This window comes from Serratia sp. SM04 (assembly GCF_040280225.1).
GTDB classification, from domain to species: Bacteria; Pseudomonadota; Gammaproteobacteria; order Enterobacterales; family Enterobacteriaceae; genus Serratia; species Serratia sarumanii.
The window spans coordinates 436,288-455,501 of record NZ_JBEOQT010000002.1; the positions used below are offsets into that span (position 1 = coordinate 436,288).

The 19,214-nt window shown below is 61.6% G+C and carries 20 protein-coding genes; 13 read left to right on the forward strand and 7 right to left on the reverse strand.

Translation table 11 applies throughout. From position 1 onward, the window contains the following. Nucleotides 1–87: 87 nt before the first annotated feature. Complete coding sequence (locus tag ABTW55_RS05065; RefSeq protein WP_033653469.1) at nt 88–1,008, reverse strand: LysR substrate-binding domain-containing protein; 921 nt, start codon at nt 1,006–1,008, stop codon at nt 88–90. Nucleotides 1,009–1,126: 118 nt separating this feature from the next. On the opposite strand from ABTW55_RS05065, the gene ABTW55_RS05070 reads away from it, so the two are divergent. Continuing rightward, the gene (locus ABTW55_RS05070) at nt 1,127–2,281 is read left to right on the forward strand and encodes a methionine aminotransferase (protein ID WP_060420038.1); all 1,155 of its coding nucleotides are present in this window, start codon (nt 1,127–1,129) and stop codon (nt 2,279–2,281) included. Nucleotides 2,282–2,315: 34 nt separating this feature from the next. After that, a complete protein-coding gene (locus ABTW55_RS05075; RefSeq protein ID WP_033647048.1) occupies nt 2,316–3,095 on the forward strand; it encodes an ABC transporter substrate-binding protein in 780 nt (259 codons plus the stop codon). Nucleotides 3,096–3,129: 34 nt separating this feature from the next. Here the strand turns inward: ABTW55_RS05075 and ddlA are convergent, their stop codons facing one another. After that, nucleotides 3,130–4,233, reverse strand: a complete 1,104-nt coding sequence (ddlA, locus tag ABTW55_RS05080) for a D-alanine--D-alanine ligase (RefSeq protein WP_049195873.1) — start codon at nt 4,231–4,233, stop codon at nt 3,130–3,132. 168 nt (nt 4,234–4,401) lie between these two features. On the opposite strand from ddlA, the gene ABTW55_RS05085 reads away from it, so the two are divergent. The 5 genes from ABTW55_RS05085 to ABTW55_RS05105 all read left to right on the forward strand — a co-directional run bounded on the left by ABTW55_RS05085 (nt 4,402) and on the right by ABTW55_RS05105 (nt 9,405). Continuing rightward, entirely contained in the window at nt 4,402–4,605 is a 204-nt protein-coding gene (locus tag ABTW55_RS05085) for a ParD-like family protein (protein ID WP_006324220.1), read from the forward strand. Next, a complete protein-coding gene (gene map / locus ABTW55_RS05090) occupies nt 4,602–5,396 on the forward strand; it encodes a type I methionyl aminopeptidase (protein ID WP_033653472.1) in 795 nt (264 codons plus the stop codon). Before ABTW55_RS05085 ends, map begins: the two co-directional genes overlap by 4 nt. Nucleotides 5,397–5,521: 125 nt before the next feature. After that, the gene (gene dld / locus ABTW55_RS05095) at nt 5,522–7,228 is read left to right on the forward strand and encodes a D-lactate dehydrogenase (protein ID WP_060420041.1); all 1,707 of its coding nucleotides are present in this window, start codon (nt 5,522–5,524) and stop codon (nt 7,226–7,228) included. Nucleotides 7,229–7,450: 222 nt separating this feature from the next. Beyond that, nucleotides 7,451–7,876 (forward strand): PAS domain-containing protein, encoded by a 426-nt coding sequence (locus ABTW55_RS05100; protein WP_033647052.1) that lies wholly within the window; start codon nt 7,451–7,453, stop codon nt 7,874–7,876. Nucleotides 7,877–7,881: 5 nt separating this feature from the next. Further along, a complete protein-coding gene (locus tag ABTW55_RS05105; RefSeq protein ID WP_060420043.1) occupies nt 7,882–9,405 on the forward strand; it encodes a sulfite reductase flavoprotein subunit alpha in 1,524 nt (507 codons plus the stop codon). Nucleotides 9,406–9,418: 13 nt separating this feature from the next. Here the strand turns inward: ABTW55_RS05105 and ABTW55_RS05110 are convergent, their stop codons facing one another. Genes ABTW55_RS05110 through ABTW55_RS05120 form a run of 3 tightly spaced genes read right to left on the reverse strand, consistent with a single transcriptional unit; the run spans nt 9,419 to nt 12,112 of the window. Further along, nucleotides 9,419–10,426 carry an iron ABC transporter permease gene (locus ABTW55_RS05110; RefSeq protein ID WP_060420046.1) on the reverse strand — a complete coding sequence of 336 codons (1,008 nt, stop codon included), beginning with the start codon at nt 10,424–10,426 and terminating at the stop codon, nt 9,419–9,421. Beyond that, nucleotides 10,423–11,379: an ABC transporter substrate-binding protein gene (locus tag ABTW55_RS05115; protein ID WP_060420049.1), complete on the reverse strand. Its 957-nt coding sequence runs from the start codon at nt 11,377–11,379 to the stop codon at nt 10,423–10,425. Before ABTW55_RS05115 ends, ABTW55_RS05110 begins: the two co-directional genes overlap by 4 nt. A 16-nt stretch (nt 11,380–11,395) precedes the next feature. Beyond that, complete coding sequence (locus ABTW55_RS05120) at nt 11,396–12,112, reverse strand: ABC transporter ATP-binding protein (protein ID WP_060420052.1); 717 nt, start codon at nt 12,110–12,112, stop codon at nt 11,396–11,398. Nucleotides 12,113–12,710: 598 nt separating this feature from the next. On the opposite strand from ABTW55_RS05120, the gene ABTW55_RS05125 reads away from it, so the two are divergent. Further along, nucleotides 12,711–13,562 carry a DMT family transporter gene (locus ABTW55_RS05125; protein WP_033653478.1) on the forward strand — a complete coding sequence of 284 codons (852 nt, stop codon included), beginning with the start codon at nt 12,711–12,713 and terminating at the stop codon, nt 13,560–13,562. A 57-nt stretch (nt 13,563–13,619) separates the two neighbouring features. Here the strand turns inward: ABTW55_RS05125 and ABTW55_RS05130 are convergent, their stop codons facing one another. Continuing rightward, nucleotides 13,620–14,210 carry a Yip1 family protein gene (locus ABTW55_RS05130; RefSeq protein WP_033637547.1) on the reverse strand — a complete coding sequence of 197 codons (591 nt, stop codon included), beginning with the start codon at nt 14,208–14,210 and terminating at the stop codon, nt 13,620–13,622. 205 nt (nt 14,211–14,415) lie between these two features. Here ABTW55_RS05130 and ABTW55_RS05135 point away from each other — a divergent pair, with 205 nt between their 5' ends. From ABTW55_RS05135 to ABTW55_RS05155, 5 genes are all read left to right on the forward strand, one after another. Further along, nucleotides 14,416–14,883, forward strand: coding sequence for an acyltransferase (locus tag ABTW55_RS05135; protein WP_049212816.1), 468 nt, complete (start codon nt 14,416–14,418; stop codon nt 14,881–14,883). Continuing rightward, nucleotides 14,883–15,425: a GNAT family N-acetyltransferase gene (locus ABTW55_RS05140; RefSeq protein WP_060420055.1), complete on the forward strand. Its 543-nt coding sequence runs from the start codon at nt 14,883–14,885 to the stop codon at nt 15,423–15,425. Before ABTW55_RS05135 ends, ABTW55_RS05140 begins: the two co-directional genes overlap by 1 nt. Nucleotides 15,426–15,529: 104 nt before the next feature. After that, the gene (locus ABTW55_RS05145; protein ID WP_060420058.1) at nt 15,530–16,381 is read left to right on the forward strand and encodes a DUF1460 domain-containing protein; all 852 of its coding nucleotides are present in this window, start codon (nt 15,530–15,532) and stop codon (nt 16,379–16,381) included. Nucleotides 16,382–16,511: 130 nt separating this feature from the next. Beyond that, nucleotides 16,512–17,324 carry a MetQ/NlpA family lipoprotein gene (locus ABTW55_RS05150; RefSeq protein WP_060420061.1) on the forward strand — a complete coding sequence of 271 codons (813 nt, stop codon included), beginning with the start codon at nt 16,512–16,514 and terminating at the stop codon, nt 17,322–17,324. Between the two features lie 158 nt (nt 17,325–17,482). Then, nucleotides 17,483–18,022, forward strand: coding sequence for a GNAT family N-acetyltransferase (locus ABTW55_RS05155; RefSeq protein ID WP_060420064.1), 540 nt, complete (start codon nt 17,483–17,485; stop codon nt 18,020–18,022). Nucleotides 18,023–18,251: 229 nt separating this feature from the next. Here ABTW55_RS05155 and ABTW55_RS05160 read toward each other — a convergent pair whose 3' ends face one another. After that, the gene (locus ABTW55_RS05160; RefSeq protein WP_049195887.1) at nt 18,252–19,172 is read right to left on the reverse strand and encodes a DUF808 domain-containing protein; all 921 of its coding nucleotides are present in this window, start codon (nt 19,170–19,172) and stop codon (nt 18,252–18,254) included. Nucleotides 19,173–19,214: the final 42 nt, after the last annotated feature.

Below are 19,214 nucleotides of genomic sequence, written 5' to 3' on the forward strand. Positions count from 1 at the left end.
GCCGCCAACGCCGCGGAGTTTAATCGGAGTGAAGAAACAGTTTGCCACACTCTGTTTCATCGCCAAGGTAATTCGCATCGTTAATGTTTACAAAGCATTACAGGTTATCGGCAGGTAATTCTGCAGCCGGGCGCGGCTGTCGGCGGCCTCCGCCGTCAGGAAATCGATAAACTGCGCCAGCGCCGGCGATGGCGCCCCGCGTTCAGGATAGACCAAATAATAGGCCGCGCCGCTGCTGACGCAGAGCGGGAACGGCGTGACGATACGCCGCGCCTGAATATCCTCCTCCAGCAGGCACAGATCGCCGATGGCGATGCCAAACCCTTGCAGTGCGGCGCTCATCGCCAGATCGAGGGTATCGAAATGCTGAGCCTTGCCGGACGGCAGCGCATCGGCCCCCGCCGCCTTCAGCCAGCGCAGCCAGTCGCGCCGATCGCGCGTCGGGTGCAGCAGGGTTTTGTCCGTCAAGTCCGCCAGCCGGGGCGTTGGCGGCAGGAACGTCGGCGTGCAGACCGGCGTGAGGATTTCGTCGAACAGCAGGTGCGCGCTCAGCTTTTTGCCCGGCGGCCGGCCGAATACCACCGCGGCGTCAAATTGCTCGGTGCTGAAATCCAGACCGTGCGACACCGAAGCGGTCAGCTCAATATGCATGTCCGGCCGTTCATTCTGCAGGCGAATGATGCGCGGCAGCACCCAGCGCATGGCGCAGGTCGGGCATTTGATGCGCAGCGCCCCCGGCGGGGCGGCGGCCCGCGTCAGCGCCTCGTCCAACTGCCCCAGCGCCTGCTGCACCGGCGCCAACAGCTGCGCGCCCTGCGGCGTCAGCGCCAAACCGCGCGCCTGGCGGCTGAACAGCGGATAGCCCAGGCGCTGTTCCAGCCCGAGAATTTGCCGGCTGACCGCCCCCTGCGTCAGGTGCAACTGCCGGGCGGCATGGGTAAAGTTGAGGCGTTGCGCCACCACCACGAAGGTTTTCAACACGTCGAGCGACGGCAGGGATATCGGCATAGCGGGCCTCGATTAGGTATGATCGTAGTGCATGGCAAGTATGACAAACTTTCCCTTGTCCGCCTACGCCGCCTGATGCTTAATCGCTCAACACTTCCCTGTTTGCCTGGAGCCCATCATGCAGAGCGCCTGCTCATCCCGCTCGAAGCTGCCGGACGTCGGCACCACCATTTTCACCGTCATTGGCCAACTCAGCGCCGAACATCAGGCCCTCAATCTGTCACAGGGCGCGCCCAACTTCGCCGGTGACCCGCAGCTGATCGAGGCGACGGCGCAAGCCATGCGCGCAGGTCATAACCAATACGCGCCGATGAGCGGCGTGGCGGCGTTACGTGCTGCTCTGGCGGAAAAAGCTGAACGATTGTATGGCGCGCGCTATGACGCCGACGAAGAAATCACGGTGATCGCCAGCGCCAGCGAAGGGTTGTACTCGGCAATCAGCGCGCTGGTGCATCCCGGCGACGAGGTGATCTATTTCGAACCGGCGTTCGACAGCTATGCGCCGATCGTGCGCCTGCAGGGCGCCACGCCGGTGGCGATCAAGCTGTCGTTGCAGGATTTTCGCGTCGACTGGGACGAAGTGGCCGCCGCCATCAACGGCAAAACGCGCATGATCATCGTCAACACGCCGCACAACCCGACCGGCGCGGTGTTTGACGCGCACGACATCGAACGTCTGACCGCCCTGACCCGCGACACCGACATCGTGATCCTGTCCGACGAGGTCTACGAGCACGTGGTGTTCGACGGCGATATTCACCACAGCATGGCGCGCTACCCGCAGCTGGCGGAACGCAGCGTGATCGTGTCGTCGTTCGGTAAAACCTACCACGTCACCGGCTGGCGCGTCGGCTACTGCCTGGCGCCGGCGGCGCTGATGGACGAGATCCGCAAGGTGCACCAGTTTATGGTGTTCTCCGCCGATACGCCGATGCAGCACGCCTTCGCCGCCGCGCTCGCCAACCCGCATAGCTACCTGGGGCTGGCGGCGTTTTATCAACAAAAGCGCGATCTGCTGGCCAGCGCCCTGCAGGATTCGCGCTTTGAGCTGCTGCCCAGCCGCGGCAGCTTCTTCATGCTGGCCCGCTTTAGCGGCTTCAGTCACGAAAGCGACAATGATTTCGCCGTGCGCTTGATCCGCGAAGCGAAGGTGGCGACGATCCCGCTGTCGGCGTTCTACAGCGACGGCACCGATACCGGCATTATCCGGCTGAGTTTTTCCAAAGATAACGAGACCCTGCTGGAAGGCGCGCGCCGCCTGAGCCAGGTGTGATTTTTTGTCCAACCATGGGAAAGGGGCACTGCCTATGAAAGCATTGAAAACGCTGTTCGCCGCCGGATGCCTGCTGGCCGCCGGCGCTTCGCTGGCGGCGGAAAACAGCCTGCGCTTCGGCCTGGAAGCGCTGTATCCGCCGTTCGAATCCAAATCCGCCAGCGGCAAACTGGAAGGGTTCGACATCGAACTGGGCGACGCGGTGTGCGCCGCCGCGCAGTTGCAATGCAGCTGGGTGGAAACCTCGTTCGACAGCCTGATCCCGGCGCTGCAGGCGCGCAAGTTCGACGCCATCAACTCGGCGATGAACGTGACCGAACAGCGGCGCCAGGCGATCGCCTTCACCGACGCCATCTATCAGGTGCCGAACCGCCTGATCGCCAAGGCCGGCAGCGGCCTGCTGCCGGACGCCAAATCGCTGGCGGGCAAACACGTGGGCGTGCTGCAAGGATCGATTCAGGAGATTTACGCCAAAACCCATTGGGCGCCGGCGGGCGTGGACGTGGTGTCTTATCAGGATCAGAATCAGGTTTACCTCGATCTGGCGGCCGGTCGGCTCGACGCCACGCTGGTGATGGCGCCGTCGGGGCAAAGCGGCTTCCTGTCGCAGCCGGACGGCAAAGGCTTCGCCTTCGTCGGCGAGGCGGTGCGCGACGACAAAATCCTCGGTGAAGGTATCGCCTTCGGCCTGCGTAAAGGGGATGAGGCGCTGAAGAAAAAACTGGATGCCGCCATCGCCAAAGTGAAACAGCAAGGCACGGTGACGGCGCTGTCGAAGAAGTATTTCGGCGACATCGACGTGACGGTGAAGTGAGAGACGGGGGCGGCACCGCCGCCCCCTGCCGCGATTAGCGATCGAACACCGAGCTGTTCAGCGCGCGATCCTGCTGGTGGCGCTCCAGCGCCAATTCGATCAGGCGCGTGATCAGCGCCTGATAGCTGACGCCGCTGGCGGCCCACAGCTTGGGATACATGCTGATGTTGGTGAAGCCCGGCAGCGTGTTGATTTCGTTGATCACCACCTGGTTGTCCGGCGTCAGGAACACATCCACCCGCGCCAGCCCGAAGCACTCCAGCGCGCGGAACGCCTTCAGCGCCACCTCGCGGATGTGGTCGCTCACTTCCGGCGCGATCGCCGCCGGCACCACCACCTGAGCGCCCTGCTCATTGATGTATTTGGTGTCGTAAGCATAGAAGGCGTCGCTCAGCACGATCTCGCCGCACACGCTGGCCTGCGGATCGTCGTTGCCCAGCACCGCGCACTCGATCTCGCGGCCGACGATCGCCGACTCCACCAGCACCTTGTGATCGAAGCTGAAGGCCAGCGATACCGCCGCGTCGAACTCGGCGCGGTTTTCCACCTTGCTCACCCCGACCGACGAGCCCTGGTTGGCCGGCTTGACGAACAGCGGCAGGCCGAGGCGTTCGCTCAGTTGTTCAAACGTGAATCCGGCGCGGTTGGCGCGGGTTAGGGTGACGAACGGCGCCACCGCCAGCCCGGCATCGCGCAGCAGGCGCTTGGTCACGTCTTTATCCATGCTGACCGCCGAGCCGAGCACGCCGGCGCCGACGAACGGCATATTGGCCATGCGCAGCAGCCCCTGCAGCGAGCCGTCCTCCCCCAGCGTGCCGTGCACGATCGGGAAGATGACGTCGAGTTGGCCCAACGCGCCGGCGCTGCCCGCTTCGATCAGCTGCTGTTTTTCCTGGCCCGGGATCAGCGCCACGTTCTTGTTCGAGCGGTTCAGCGCGATCAGCGCCGGGTTCTCGGCGTTGAGCAGGTAGTTGGAGGCGTCGTTGATGTGCCACTGCCCCTGTTTGTCGATCCCCAGCAGCGTGACGTCAAACTTCTCTTTGTCGATTGCATCCACAATGTTTTTGGCCGACTGCAGCGACACCTCATGCTCCGCCGATTTACCGCCAAAAATCACCCCAACACGTAGTTTAGTCACGCCTTAAATCCTTCTGAAAAATCATGGCAAAAAAGTCGTTTATCACAATAAACGCATTGCCTGGCGGCGGCAATCGTTGTTGCCAGAATCTTCTTACGCCACAGAATGCCACATCGCCACCATCCTAAACGTATACACTTCGTATATCGTTCACTTAGGGAGACGCCGATGGGCATCGTAAAAATTTCAGACGCGCTGCATGACGATCTGCGCCTCGCCAGCCTGACCATGACGCGTTCGATCAACGCGCAGGCCGAGTACTGGATCAAGATCGGCATGCTGGCGGAGTTCCATCCGGAACTGACCTACCCGCAGCTGGTAAAAAAAATGATGAAAGATAACGCGCTGACGCTGAAGGAGATTGTCGGGTGAAACAGATTGTGATTAAAACGCCGGAAGAGATTGCCAAAATGCGCCATTCCGGCGCCCTGCTGGCGAAAGTGTTTGCTATGCTCGATGAGGTCATCGTCGAAGGCATCTCCACCATGGAGATCAATGACCGCGCCGAGGCGTTTATCGTCGAAGAGCTGAAGTCGCGCCCGGCCAGCAAGGGGCAGTATGATTTCCCCTATGTGCTCAACACCTCAATCGACGACGTGGTGTGCCACGGGGTGCCGTCGGCCAGCAAAATCCTGCGTTCCGGCATGATCGTCAACGTGGACATCACGCTGGAAAACGGCGGCTATATCGCCGACTCCAGCAAGATGTACTGCGTCGGCCAGGTGACGCCGCTGGCCAAACGGCTGGTGAACAACGTCTATGAATCGATGTGGCAAGGCATTCGCGCGGTAAAACCGGGCGCTACCCTGGGGGATATCGGCCATGCCGTCCAGCGGCACGCCGAGCAGGCCGGCTACAGCATCGTGCGGGAATATTGCGGCCACGGCATCGGCCGCGATATGCATGAAGAGCCGGCGGTGCTGCACTACGGCCAACCCGGCAGCGGTCTGGTGCTGCAGGAAGGCATGGTGTTCACCATCGAGCCGATGATCAACCAGGGCGACCGCCGTATCAAGCAGAAGAAAGACGGCTGGACGGTGGTGACGCGCGACAAAAAACTGTCGGCGCAGTGGGAACACACCGTGGCGGTCACCGCCGACGGCGTGGAGATCCTGACGCTGCGCGACGAAGAGCGCCGGGCCGGCTACGCCGAGCGTTACTAAACCCGCAAGCCATTAGCCTGGCAAGCTGATAGCTTAATAAGTTATTTAATTGATAACCTCTTAGCTTATATGCGGCACTCCGGCGCCGCGGTTAAAGCGACGGGGATGACAGGGAGACAGACAGCATGCAGTCAGGCAATCAGGCGTTTATCAATCAGCTCAAGGACATCGTCGGCGGCCCGCAGCTGTTGACCGGCGATCGCAACACCGAGCGGTATCGCAAGGGGTTCCGCTCCGGCGAAGGCCAGGCGCTGGCGGTGGTATTCCCAACCAACCTGCTGCAGCTGTGGCGCATTTTGCAGGCCTGCGTGGCCGCCGACAAAATCGTCATCATGCAGGCCGCCAATACCGGCCTGACCGAAGGATCGACCCCCAGCGGCAACGACTATGATCGCGACATCGTCATCGTCAGCACCCTGCGCCTCGACCATATTCAGGTGCTGGACAACGGCAAGCAGGTGGTCGGCTTCCCCGGCAGCACCCTGCACCACCTCGAGAAATTGCTCAAACCCTACGGCCGCGAACCGCATTCGGTGATCGGTTCCTCCTGTATCGGCGCCTCGGTGATCGGCGGCGTGTGCAACAACTCCGGCGGCTCGCTGGTGAAACGCGGCCCGGCCTATACCGAAATGGCGCTGTACGCCCAGCTAGGGGAAGACGGCCAGCTGCGCCTGGTGAATCATTTGGGCATCCGCCTCGGCGACACGCCGGAAGAGATCCTCACCCGGCTGGAAAAAGGCGATTACCGTCCAGAGGACGTCGAATACGGCGAGCTGCGCGCCTCGGATAACGAGTACGCCAGTCGGGTGCGCGACGTCGATGCCGACACCCCTTCCCGCTTCAACGCCGACAAACGCCGCCTGTTCGAGGCCTCCGGCTGCGCCGGCAAGCTGGCGGTGTTCGCGGTGCGGCTCGACACCTTCGAGAAAGAAGGCAAAGAGCAGGTGTTCTATATCGGCACCAACGACACCGCGGTGCTGACCGAGCTGCGCCGCCACATGCTGAGCCAGTTCGAAAACCTGCCGGTGGCCGGTGAGTACATGCACCGCGATATCTTCGACATCGCCGAGGTCTACGGCAAAGACACCTTCATGATGATCGACAAGCTCGGCACCGATCAGATGCCGCGCTTCTTCACCCTGAAAGGCCGCATGGACGCCAGCCTCAACAAGCTGCCGCTGCTGCCGCACAACCTGACCGACCGGCTGATGCAGGGCCTGAGCCATCTGGCGCCGAGCCACCTGCCGAAGCGCATGAAGGACTACCGCGAACGTTTCGAACATCACCTGCTGCTGAAGATGGCCGGCCCCGGCGTAGACGAAGCGCAGCGCTACCTGACCGAGTACTTCGCCCAGGCCGAAGGCGCTTTCTTCGCCTGCACGCCTGACGAAGGCAAAAAGGCCTTCCTGCACCGCTTCGCCGCCGCCGGCGCCGCCGTGCGCTACCATGCGGTGCACGCCGACAAGGTGGAAGATATTCTGGCGCTGGATATCGCCCTGCGCCGCAACGACACCGACTGGTTTGAAACGCTGCCGCCGGAAATCGACAGCCAGCTGGTGCATAAGCTGTATTACGGCCACTTTATGTGCCACGTCTTCCATCAGGACTACGTGGTGAAAAAAGGCGTCGACAGCCACGCGCTGAAAGAAAAGATGCTCGAGATCCTCAACCGGCGCGGCGCCGAGTACCCGGCGGAGCATAACGTCGGCCACCTGTATCACGCCAAACCGGATCTGCAGGCGTTCTACCGCGTCGCCGATCCGACCAACAGCTTCAACCCCGGCATCGGCAAAACCAGTAAACGCAAAGGCTGGGCCGAAGGCCCCCGCTAAGACCGCCCGATTGGCCCGCCGCCGCACCCGGCGCGGGCCTACTCTCCCCTGCCTGCCTCATCGTGATCTTTCTGCGCCCTTAAAGATGCATTTTTATTGCAACTTATAAATTTCCCGATTACCATTCATCGCAAATGAGAATCAATTACAAAATTGTCATGACGGATACATGGCATCCGCCGTGGCAATCACCGCGAAGTTGTTAATGAGAAGGAACCTACCATGAGTCAGACCCTCGATTCCGCCCAGCTGTTAGCCGCGCTCGATAAAGTGATGGTGATCTCCACCACCGATCTGCAGGGCACCATCACCTACGTCAACGATCTGTTTTGCCAACTGACCGGCTTTTCCCGGGAAGAGCTGGTGGGCCAGCCCCATAGCATCGTGCGCCACCCTTCCGTGCCGAAAGCGGTTTACAAAGCGATGTGGGACACCATCAAGGCGGGCGGCATCTGGACCGGCATCATTCCGAACGTCGGCAAAGGCGGCGTGCTGTACGTGGTCGACACCACAGTGCAACCGCTGTATGACGCCCAGGGCAATATCGCGGCCTATATCAGCATCCGCCGCGTGATCAACGATCTGATGACCGACTTCGAATCGGTGGAATTCGCCAAAGAACAGTTCGACAACCACTACGACAAGTAACCGCCATGGCCGACCTTATCGAACGCATCCTGATTGGTTACGGTTCGGAGTCGGGCAACGCCCGGGCGCTGGCGATGCGCCTGGGTGAGCAAAGCAGCCTGCAACCCTACCGCCCCGTCGTGAAAGAACTCAACGCCATCCAGCCCGCCGATGTGGGCGAGCATGACGCCCTACTGATCGTCTCGAGCTCATTTGGCGACGGCGAACCGCCCGCCAACGCCGAGCGTTTTTCCGACGCGCTGGCGCAATGGCCTGACCGCCATCGGTTGCGCTACGCCATCTTCGGCCTCGGCGACACCGCGTACCCGCATTTCTGCGGCTTCACGCAGGCGCTGGATGCACGCCTGACGCAATACGGCGCCCAGGCCATCGTCAATCGCGTCGACGCCGACGTTAACTTCGAACCGTTCTTCGCAACCTGGCTGACGACGCTGGATAAGGTGCTGGCCGGCGATGCCCAGGCCGGCCGCGATTTACATCTGCGCGTGACCGCCTACGGTGAAGACCATGCGTTCAGCGCCGCCCTCCTCGAACGGCGGCCGCTCAGCGCACGCACGCCGCAGGCCTGGCACCTGCGGCTGAATATCGCCGGCAGCGGCATCGTTTACCGGGCGGGAGATACCGTCTATCTGTTGCCGGAGAACGACGAAGGATTATTGACCCGGCTGGCTGACTGGCTCGGCAGGCCGGAGGCCGCCGACGCGCTGCGCCGCCGGGAGCTGCGCCAGCTCAGCAAAACGACGCTGCGCGAACTGGCGCAGTTGGCCGACAGCGAAGAACTCAAAGGCTTGCTCAAGATCCGCCAGCGCAAAGCCCTGGAGAGTTATCTGTACGGGGCCGATCTGCTGGACGTGCTGCACGATTTTTGCCCGCCGCACGCGGTCACGCTGGAGAACCTGCTGACGCTGCTGCCCGTTTGCCTGCCGCGCGCCTACTCCATCGCTTCGGCAAGGCGGGAAGAGAGCCTCGATCTGTGCGTGCGCGACGTGCATTATGAACGCGGCGGCCGCACCCGGCGCGGCACGGCGACCGGCTGGCTGCTCAGCCAACCCGGCCCTTTCCGCCTCTTCTGCCGCGCCAACCCCGGCTTTTACCTGCCGCGCGATACCACCGTACCGGTGCTGCTTATCGGTACCGGTACCGGCATCGCACCGTTGATTGGCTTACTGCGCGAAATGGCCGCCCAGGGCGAACGGCGTGAAACCGTGCTGATCTTCGGTGAGAAAAGGCGCGATGAAGACTTCCTGTATGGCGAGGAATTGGTCACGCTGAACGCGGCGGGCGTACTCACGCGGCTCATCACGGCATTCTCGCGCGACACCGCCGACAAGTATTACGTGCAACACGCCATCGACGATCACGCCGATGTCGTCAGCGGCCTGCTGCGGCGGGGGGCGCATGTCTACCTGTGCGGCAATCGTCAGTATCTGGAACATGCCGTGGCGACGGCGCTGGAGCAAGCCCGCGGGGCGGAAAACCTGTGGCAGACGCTGATTGAGCAGCAGCGCCTGCATCTGGAGCTCTATTGAGACAGGGCGGCGTTCACCGCTCCGCGCGCAGCAGCAAGGACACGATGAACGCGCCCCCCAGCCCCGCCGTAATGATGCCGATGGGCAGCTCCTGATTGGGGATCAGGCTGCGGCTGAGCATGTCACCGCCGGTCAGCAGCATCGCCCCCAGCATGCCGCACATCGGCACGGACAATCGGTGGCGCACGCCCACCAGGCGCCGGGCCAGATAAGGCACCATTAGCCCGACAAAGCCGATCACGCCCGTCAGCGAAACGAGAAACGCCGTGGACAGTGCGCAGCACAGAAAGGTCTCGGTGCGCAACCGCGCCACGTTGACCCCCATCGAATGAGCGGTTTGCTCGCCCGCCAGCAGCGCGTCCAGCGCCCGCCAACGCAGCGCCGTAAACCCGGCCAGCAGCACGAAACTCGCCAGCGGAATGAACAGATTATCCCAACGCGCCAGCCCCAGCCCGCCGAGCGACCAGAACAACACCGAACCGGCCGCCCGCTGATCGCCGGAAAACACCAGGTAGCTGGTGAGCGCGCTAAACAAAAATGAGACCGCCAGGCCACAGACGATCAGCTGCTCGGCGCGCCTGACCCGGCTGACGCGAAACAGGATCATCACCGCCATCGCGGACAGAATGCCGCCGACGAAAGCGGACAGCGGCAACGTCAGTGCGCCCAGCGCATCACCGAAGCGCGTGATGACCAGCACCGCGCCGGCGGAGGCACCGGAAGAAAGCCCAAACAAAAAAGGATCGGCCAGCTCATTGCGGGTGGTGGTCTGCAGCAGCGCGCCGGTCATCGCCAGTCCGGCGCCGGTTAACGCCGCCAACAAAGCCCTGGGCACCCGCAGCTGCACGACGATGGTGTCCAGCATGCCGGAAAGCGGCGCCGAACCGAGCCCTAACGCCGCAAACGCCTGCCGCCATGACAGCGCGACGCTCCCCAGCTGCAGGCTCCAGATCATTAGCCCGCACAATACCGACAGCGCCAGCGGTGCGAGCAGCATAAAGCGCCGAGTCGGCGAGTTCATTCAGCCTCCGGCGCGTACAGCGCCCGCGCCAGCTTTTCCACTGCGCCGATGTTGGCCGGCCCCGGCGTCAGCTCCGCATACTGCAGTTTCAGATAGCGGTGGTGCCGTACGGCAGGCGTCAATTTCATCAACGGGTGAGACTCGAGGAAGCGCCGCAGCGCATCGGCGCCCGAACCGGTCTGGTAATCCAGCAGAATAATGAAATCGGGCTCGGCCGCCGCTACCGCCTCCCAGGACGCCGTCGTCCAGCTCGCCGGCAAACCGTCCATCACGTTGCGGCCGCCCGCCGCTTCGATGATCGCCGTCGGCATAGCGTATTTGCCGCTGGTGAAAGGCTTCTCCTCCCCCGAGTCATAGACGAACACCTTGAGCGGCGGCTGGCCCGCCGGCCTGGCGGGAAGCGCAGCCAACCGGCGCTGCCAGCCCTCAACCAGCGCGGTGGCCTCTTGCTGCTTGCCGAAAATCTTGCCGAGCTTCAGCTCATCGTCATACAGCAGGTTCATATCGGCCTTCTGCGGCCGCCCGCCGGCCTGTACGCAGCTCTCGCTCAGCACCAGCGTTTTGATGCCGAACGGGGCGAGCTTCTCCGGCGTGACATCGCCGCCAATCTTCATGCCGTAATTCCAGCCGGCGAAAAAGAAATCCGGCTGTGCCGCCAGCAGCGTTTCCAAAGCGGGATATTTCGGCGCCAGCTCGGGAATGGTGCCCATCGCGGCCTTGAAGTCGGGCGTCAGTTTGTACCAGCCGGTGATGCCGGTCAGCCCGACAATGCGACCCTGCAGATGCAGTGCAAAGGCCATCTCGGCCATGTTGATGTCGTTGATGACGGCGCGCTGCGGCGCCTGGTTGAAGGTGACCGGCACACCGCAGCTTTCTACGGTGACGGGAAATTGTTCAGCCGCCGCCGACCTGGCGGCCAACAGCAGCAGCAGGATGAATACGCGTGCGTTCATGTTTCTCTCTGGTTGATCAAGCGCAATGGGGAACGTCAAAAATGCGCAGCGTTTTCCCGCTGACGGGATGCGCCACCTTGAAACTGTTCATGCCGAACACCGGCAGAATCACCGGGGTCTGCAACACCGCCTCGGGCGTACCACAGGCCACCTGACGGCTTTCGTTCAGCACCAGGATCCGATCGGCAAACGCCTCTGCCACGGGCAGATCGTGCAAGACCGCAATCACGGCGATGTCTTTATTTTTCACTAACGACAGCAGCGCCGAGCGCCCGGGCGGATCGAGGTGATTGGTCGGTTCATCCAGCAACAACAGATCGGGAGACTGCGCCAACGCCCTAGCCAGCGCGGCACGCTGGCGCTGGCCGCCCGAGAGCCGCCCCAACGGGTGGTGCCTGAGCGGCACCAACCCGGTTTCCCCGATGGCTTCGTCAACGATGCGCTTTCCCGTCGCAGAACATGCGCCATGCGGCAAACGGCCCAACGCCACGTAGTCCTCAACCGACAGCCGCAAATCCGGCGAATCGTTTTGCGCCAGAAAGGCGATGCTTCTGGCGCGCTCCGCCGCCGGCCACGCGGACAAGGCGCGCCCTCGCCAGTAAATGCCGCCGCTGTCCGGCCGCGTTTCACCGATCAGGGCACGCAACAGGCTGGACTTGCCGCTGCCGTTAGGGCCGATCACCGCCAGCTTCTCACCGGCGCGCAGCGCGAAATGGATGTTGTCGAGTATCAATGCCCCGCCGTGGCCGGTCAGGCTAATCCCATCAACGTGGAGGATGTCGTTAACTGAATTCATTATGCGCAAATTGTTATATTATAACATATCAATATTTTTACCACGATTACGCGCCTTCTGCAAAAGCGAATCGCAGCGTCTTTCGTCGCACGCATTGCGTGAACCGAGGCAAGAGCAAGCCGCGCCCTCTGCGTCAAAACTGCGCGGCCAAAGCAACATAGCATACCTCCCAATAAATGATAATGATTTTCATTATCATTTAAATCACTGCGATTTCCGATTGCACGCCCCGCTGAACTTAGTTATGTTTGAGCGATTAGTTTCATTCCCGGTTTTCAGGAACTCACATGGCCTACCTGGCGCACAGCACAGATCCGACAAACGCGACCGTTCCGGCCGCCGTTTTGCTGTGTGCTTCTTCCGCTCCACCCGCCGTTTCCTCTGTCGTTTCAGCGGTTGCCGCTTACCCGCCACGCATTGTGGTCGTGCGCTAAGCCAAACCGACTTTTTACCTCCGGCTTATTGATCTGTTGCGTTCAGGCGTAGACCGCCGCGCGCGCCGGAGCCTGTAATTTTCACGACAGGTGAAATTGACATGCGATTACCTTCTCTCTGGGCCAATGCCGGCCTGGCTACGCTGTTCGTCCTGCTTTGGAGCAGCGGCGCGATTTTCTCCCGTTGGGGGCTGGAGCACGCCTCCGCCTTCGCTTTTCTGTTCTTCCGCTGCGCCATCGCGCTGGCGGTGCTGTTGGCCATCGGCCTGTGGCAGCGCCAGTGCCTGCCCGCCCCCGGCACCCGCCGGCGCGTCGCGCTGATTGGCGTGCTGATGATCGGCAGCTATCAAATCTGCTATCTGCTGGCGTTGGAACAGGGTATTACGCCCGGCGTGCTGGCCACGTTGCTCGGCGTACAGCCGATCCTCACCCAGTTCATCACTGAACGGCGCTGCACCGGGCTGCGGGCGCTCGGCCTGGCGCTGGCGATGGCCGGGCTGACGCTGGTGGTGTACCAAAGCCTGATGGTGGCCCACTTCTCGCTGAGCGGCATGCTGTTCGCCTTTATCGCGCTGGGCTGCATGACCGCCGGCACCCTGCTGCAAAAAGGCATGACGCAGCCGCCGCTGGCGGTCTTGCCGCTGCAGTATGCCGTCGGGTTGCTGATGTGTACGCTGGCGCTGCCGTTTGAGCCGCTGCGGGTCGAGTGGCGGCCAGAGTTCGTGCTGCCGCTGCTGTGGATGGCGGTGGTGATCTCGGTGCTGGCGACCTTCTTGCTGTATCGCCTGATCCAGCGCGGCAACCTGGTGCAGGTCACCAGCCTGTTCTATCTGATCCCGGCGGTCACCGCCCTGCTGGACTACCTGCTGCTCGGCCACGCGCTGGCGGCGCTGAGCCTGCTGGGCATGGCGGGCATCGTGCTCGGCGTGATGCTGGTTTTCCGCCGCGCATAAAAGCAAAAGCCCCCGCGCCGTTCCACCGGCGCGGGGGCGACAACAACAACCGTTAACTCAGAATAACCAGGAACCGTACCCCCACAGCAGCACCGTCACCCCAAGCAGCAGCTCGAGCAACAGAATGCCGATGGCGAAGGTCGAGCTGGAGAAGATGAACCCTTCCTTACTGTCGATATTCAGGAAGTGCGGGATCCCCAGATTCAGCAGATAGCCCGAATAGCACAGGCCGATAATGCCGACAAACAGACACAGCCAGACGACCGGATAGAGCGCCACAATCCCGCTGAGGAACATCGGGGTCGCCACGTAGCCGGCGAACACCATGCAGCGGTGCAGGCTGGGGCGCGATTCATAGCGCCGCGCCATCCAGTGAATGACTTTCCCCATGGCCGCTACGCCCGCCAGCATCAGCAGGTAAAACGCCACGGCGGTATAAAGCGCGGTAAACATGTCGAGCCTGATGGCATGTCCCTCGCCGGAGAGCCAGCCCAACTGGGTGGTGCCGATAAAAGCGCAGACCACCGGGATTGCTGCCAAGAGCAACACGTGATGGGTGTATAGGTGCGAGACGCTTTCATTCTCGTTTTTGATCTGTTCGAACTCGGCGCTGGGATGCGCCAGAAGTCCCCAAACATGACTGACCATGAGACACCTCCTATCTCGCCGTAGGCCGCGATCGGCGAACGAATTTCACACCTCCGACGGACTGCTACCCGTGCGAGGATTGCGGCCACGGGGCTCTCTCCCCTGTACTCATTATAGTCTTTCGGCGAAAAAACGTGCGGAAAGCGCAACGCCGCGGCGCTTTGTCTTATACTCCCACCATAAAAACCAGGCTGCGAGGAAGGCCATGTCATCCGTTATCACCACCCGCCAGGCGGGGATCGTCGACGTCGACGCCGGGCGCAACGTCACCGTTATCGAGCCCTGCAATCTGTACGGCTGCCGGCTCGGCGACGATGTCTTCGTCGGCCCGTTCGTGGAGATCCAGCGCCACGTCAGCATCGGCGCACGCAGTAAAATTCAGTCGCACAGCTTTATCTGCGAATACGTTACCCTCGGTGAAGCGTGCTTTGTCGGCCACGGCGTCACCTTCGCCAACGATCTGTTCAAAGACGGCGCGCCCAATGCCGATCCGGCCAGCTGGGGGCGCACGCGCGTCGGCGATCGGGTGTCCATCGGCTCCGGCGCCACCATCCTGGCGGTGGAGATCTGCAGCGACGCGGTGATCGGCGCCGGGGCGGTCGTGACCCGCAACATCACCCGCAAGGGGATTTATGCCGGCAACCCGGCGCGCCTGCTGCGGGAGCTGCCGTAATGACCCCGGCCATCCGCATTGCGGCCATTGAGGCGCTGCCCGATGATTACCTGACGCGCGGCGATTTCGGCTTTACCATCCGCTGTTACGCCCTGCCGCAGTTCGATACCCCGGTCGACAGCTGGCCAACCCGCCCGGTGGCGCCGTTTCGCAAACAGTATCCCCTGGCGCCGTTCGCCAACGAAGACAGCGCGACTTTCCTGGCGTATCGCCAGGACCAAGCCGTTGGCCACATCACGCTGAGCAAAAACTGGAACGGTTACACCCTGATCGACGAGATCGCGGTCAGCGCTCACGCGCGCCGTCAGGGCATCGCCGGGGCGCTGCTGGACTGCGCCAAACAGTGGGCGCGGCAGCAGGAAACCTCAGGTATGATGCTCGAAACGCAGAACAACAATCTGGCCGCCTGTCGCTGCTACCAGCATTACGGGTTTATTCTCGGCGGCATCGATCGTTTGCTGTACCGCGCCGAGCCGGAGATCGCCGATCACGAAATCGCGCTGTTCTGGTATTTGCCGTTCAATAGCGAAATCGGTTACTGATTTATCGGCCGCCATTGAGGCTATGTTTACTTTTTAACCCCTACCATCGGATGAGAACTGTTATCACTGACTCTGATAAGCCAGCGACACCCAGGGAGGGCCGTATGAACCAGAACAAGGTTGTTTTACTGATGTTAGCTATCGCCATGAGCGGATGCGCCGAGCGCCCCACCGCCGTCTCCCCCGCAACGCCGCCGACCGACGTCACCGTTTCGCCGCCGGCTGTGCAACCGCAGATGGACGCCAGCACCCGCAGCAAGCTGCATGAGATCCTCGCGCTGCGCGCCGGTTGGCCCGCCACGCAGCCGCATGGCCGCACCGTCGATTTGATTTCGCGCGAGTTTCTCGGCACGCCCTATCTCGCCAACCGCCTGATCGGTTCGCAGAGCACGCCCGAGCAGCTGGTGATCGACTTCCGCGGGCTGGATTGCTTCACCTACATCGATTATGTGGAAGCGCTCAGCACCGCCAGCAGCGAGGGCGAGTTCGTACAGCGCCTGGTAGACATTCGCTACGTCGACGGCAACATCGCCTTCCCGCAGCGCAAACACTTCTTCACCGATTGGGCGCAGCGGCCGAAAAAAGTGGCTGAAGACATCACCGCGCGGCTCAGCCCGCACGCCGTCACCCTCGTGAAAACCCTCAACCGCAAAGCGGATGGCGGCAGCTACCTGCCCGGCTTACCCGACGTACAACGCAGCGTGACCTATATCCCCAGCGACCGCATCGACGACAAGGTGCTGGCCCAGCTGCGCACCGGCGATTACATCGGCATTTACACCAACCTGGACGGGCTGGACGTGACCCACACCGGCATCTTCGTGATGACCGACAACGGCCCGGTGCTGCGCAACGCCTCATCGCGCAAGGCCAACATGCGGGTGGTCGATTCGCCCTTTATGGATTACGTGATGGCCACGCCGGGCATCGTGGTGCTGCGTTCGCTCAGCCGATAATCCCCCGCCGCATAACGGCTATAAGCTATAGCCGTTTATGCTGAGCGAGCGTTTGACTTCATCGGCGGTTCAAGCTTAGCTGTAAGAACAAAAACCAACTGATTTTATTGTTCTTTTCAGGGAGACTTCGATGACCTTACGCTGGCGTATCACCCCTCTGGCGGCGGCCTTCGCCGCCGTTTTGGCGCTTCAGGGCTGCGAGCAAAAAACCGATCGGAACCATATCAAGGTCGGCGTCATCAACGGCGCGGAACAGGACGTGGCGGAAGTCGCCAGGCAAGTGGCGAAAGAGAAATACGGGCTGGACGTCGAGCTGGTCGGCTTCAGCGGTTCGCTGCTGCCGAACGACGCCACCGACAAGGGCGAACTGGACGCCAACGTGTTCCAGCACCGCCCGTTCCTCGAACAGCAAAACAAAGATCACGGCTATAAGCTGGTGGCGGTCGGCAATACCTTTGTCTTCCCGATGGCCGGCTACTCCAAAAAGATAAAATCGCTCAAAGAGCTGCCGGACGGCGCGGTGATCGCCATCCCGCTCGATCCGACCAACCTGGGACGCGCCCTGCTGCTGCTGGAAAAAACCGGATTGATTACGCTGAAACAAGGCAAGGGGTTGTTGCCCACCGCCCTGGACATCAGCGCCAACCCGCACCGTTACCAAATCATGGAGCTGGAAGGCGCGCAGCTGCCGCACGTGCTGGACGATCCAAAGGTCACCGTCGCCGTCATCAGCACCACCTACATCAACCAGACCGGCCTGTCGCCGACCAAAGACGGCATCTTCATCGAGGATAAGGACTCGCCGTACACCAACATCATCGTCACCCGCGAAGACAACAAGGACGCGCCGAACGTGCAGAACTTCATCAAAGCCTATGAGTCTGACGAAGTGGCCAAGGCCGCCGAGAAAATCTTCAACGGCGGCGCGGTGAAAGGCTGGTAATTCCAGGCACAGCGCCACAGGGGCTCTCCCCAAAGAACCCCTGCCACATCATCATCGCCTTTTCTTATCTCACCATAAGAAAACCCGATTTACCCCGGCGGCGAGCGGCGCGCATAATGGCGTTTATCCGCTGATTTCCAAGGTAAACAGGCATTACCATGACGCTCTCCGCTCCCGTACTCAGCCTCCTCGATGCCACGCCGGACGATATGGCCGCCGTGCTGCAAATTTACACTCACCACGTGCTGTACGGTGCCGCCTCGTTTGAAGAACAGCCGCCGCCCCTGGCGGAAATGCAGCTGCGGCTGAGCAAGGTGCAAGAAGCCGGGCTGCCCTGGCTGGTGGCGAAAAGCGAAGGCCATATTGTGGGCTACTGCTACGCCACGCCGTATCGGCCCCGGCCGGCCTATCGTTTTACCGTGGAAGACTCGGTGTATATCGCCGAGGGGCAACAGGGTAAAGGCGTCGGCAAGGCGCTGCTGAGCAAGCTTATCGCCCGCTGCGAGCAAGGCCCCTGGCGCCAGATGCTGGCGATCGTCGGCGATTCCGCCGCCAACCGCGGTTCGCTGGCGCTGCACCAGTCGCTCGGCTTTACCAGCGTCGGGACGTTAAAGGCCGTGGGGTTCAAACTGGGGGAATGGCGCGACACCCACCTCATGCAGCGCGCGCTGGGCGCGAGCGACAGTCAGCATCCTTGAATACATGGCGACGCACGATAGGAAGTTAGCGTCTATAGTGAAGAGTGATTTCATTAAGTTAGCGCCAATCGTGCGCCACATTTAACCGGTAAGGGAGAAGTAAATGAAAATTATTCTGTGGATTGTCGCCATCATCTTCATCGTGGGTTTGTTGACGATTACCGGCGTTCTCAAACTGATTTTTTAAAGCGTCAGCTCCGTCCCGCCCCTTGCGGGGCGAGACTTTTCATCATGCCTTGAAACGCGCGCGCACCGCGCCCAGCGCCGACACCACCGCCAGCACCACGCCGCCGGCGATTACACCGAACACCACGTTCAGCAGAGCTGGAATGACACCCTGCAAAATATGCCCCAACGTCGGCACCACCGTAGCGTAGGAAGCCCAGTCCTCAAACAGATGATGTACCGGCGGCAGACCATGGGTCAGGATGCCGCCGCCGACCATAAACATGGCGACTGTGCCGACGATCGACAGCGTTTTCATCAAATAAGGCGCGGCGCGCACGATGCCGCCGCCGACGGCGCGCGCCAACGCGCTGCCCTTGCGGCTCAGGTACAGCCCCAAATCATCCAGCTTGACGATACCGGCGACGATGCCGTAAACCCCCAGCGTCATCACCAGCGCGATGCCGCACAGCACGATCACCTGCTGACTGAAAGTGGCGCCGGCGACGGTGCCCAACGTAATGGCGATAATCTCGGCGGATAACACGAAATCGGTACGCACAGCCCCTTTTATCTTGCGCTTTTCATAGGCCGCCACATCCTCATTGGCGCCCGGTCCGTCTTGCTTATCCTCATGCGCCTGCTTGTCTTGGCTCAGGCTGTGATACACCTTTTCGAACCCTTCGTAGCACAGGTAGGCGCCGCCCACCATCAGCAGCGGCGTGATCGCCCAGGGCGCGAAAGCGCTGATCAGCAGCGCCAGCGGCACCAGGATCGCCTTGTTGATCAGCGAACCTTTGGCGACGCTCCACACCACCGGCAGTTCGCGGTCAGCTTTAACGCCAGTGACCTGCTGCGCGTTGAGCGCCAGATCGTCCCCCAGCACCCCAGCGGTTTTTTTTGCCGCCATCTTGGTCATCAAAGAGACATCGTCCAGCAACGAGGCGATGTCGTCGATAAGGGTAAGTAAGCTACTTCCTGCCAAAATGATTCATCCTTTTCATGTTCACGGGCCATTCTATATTTA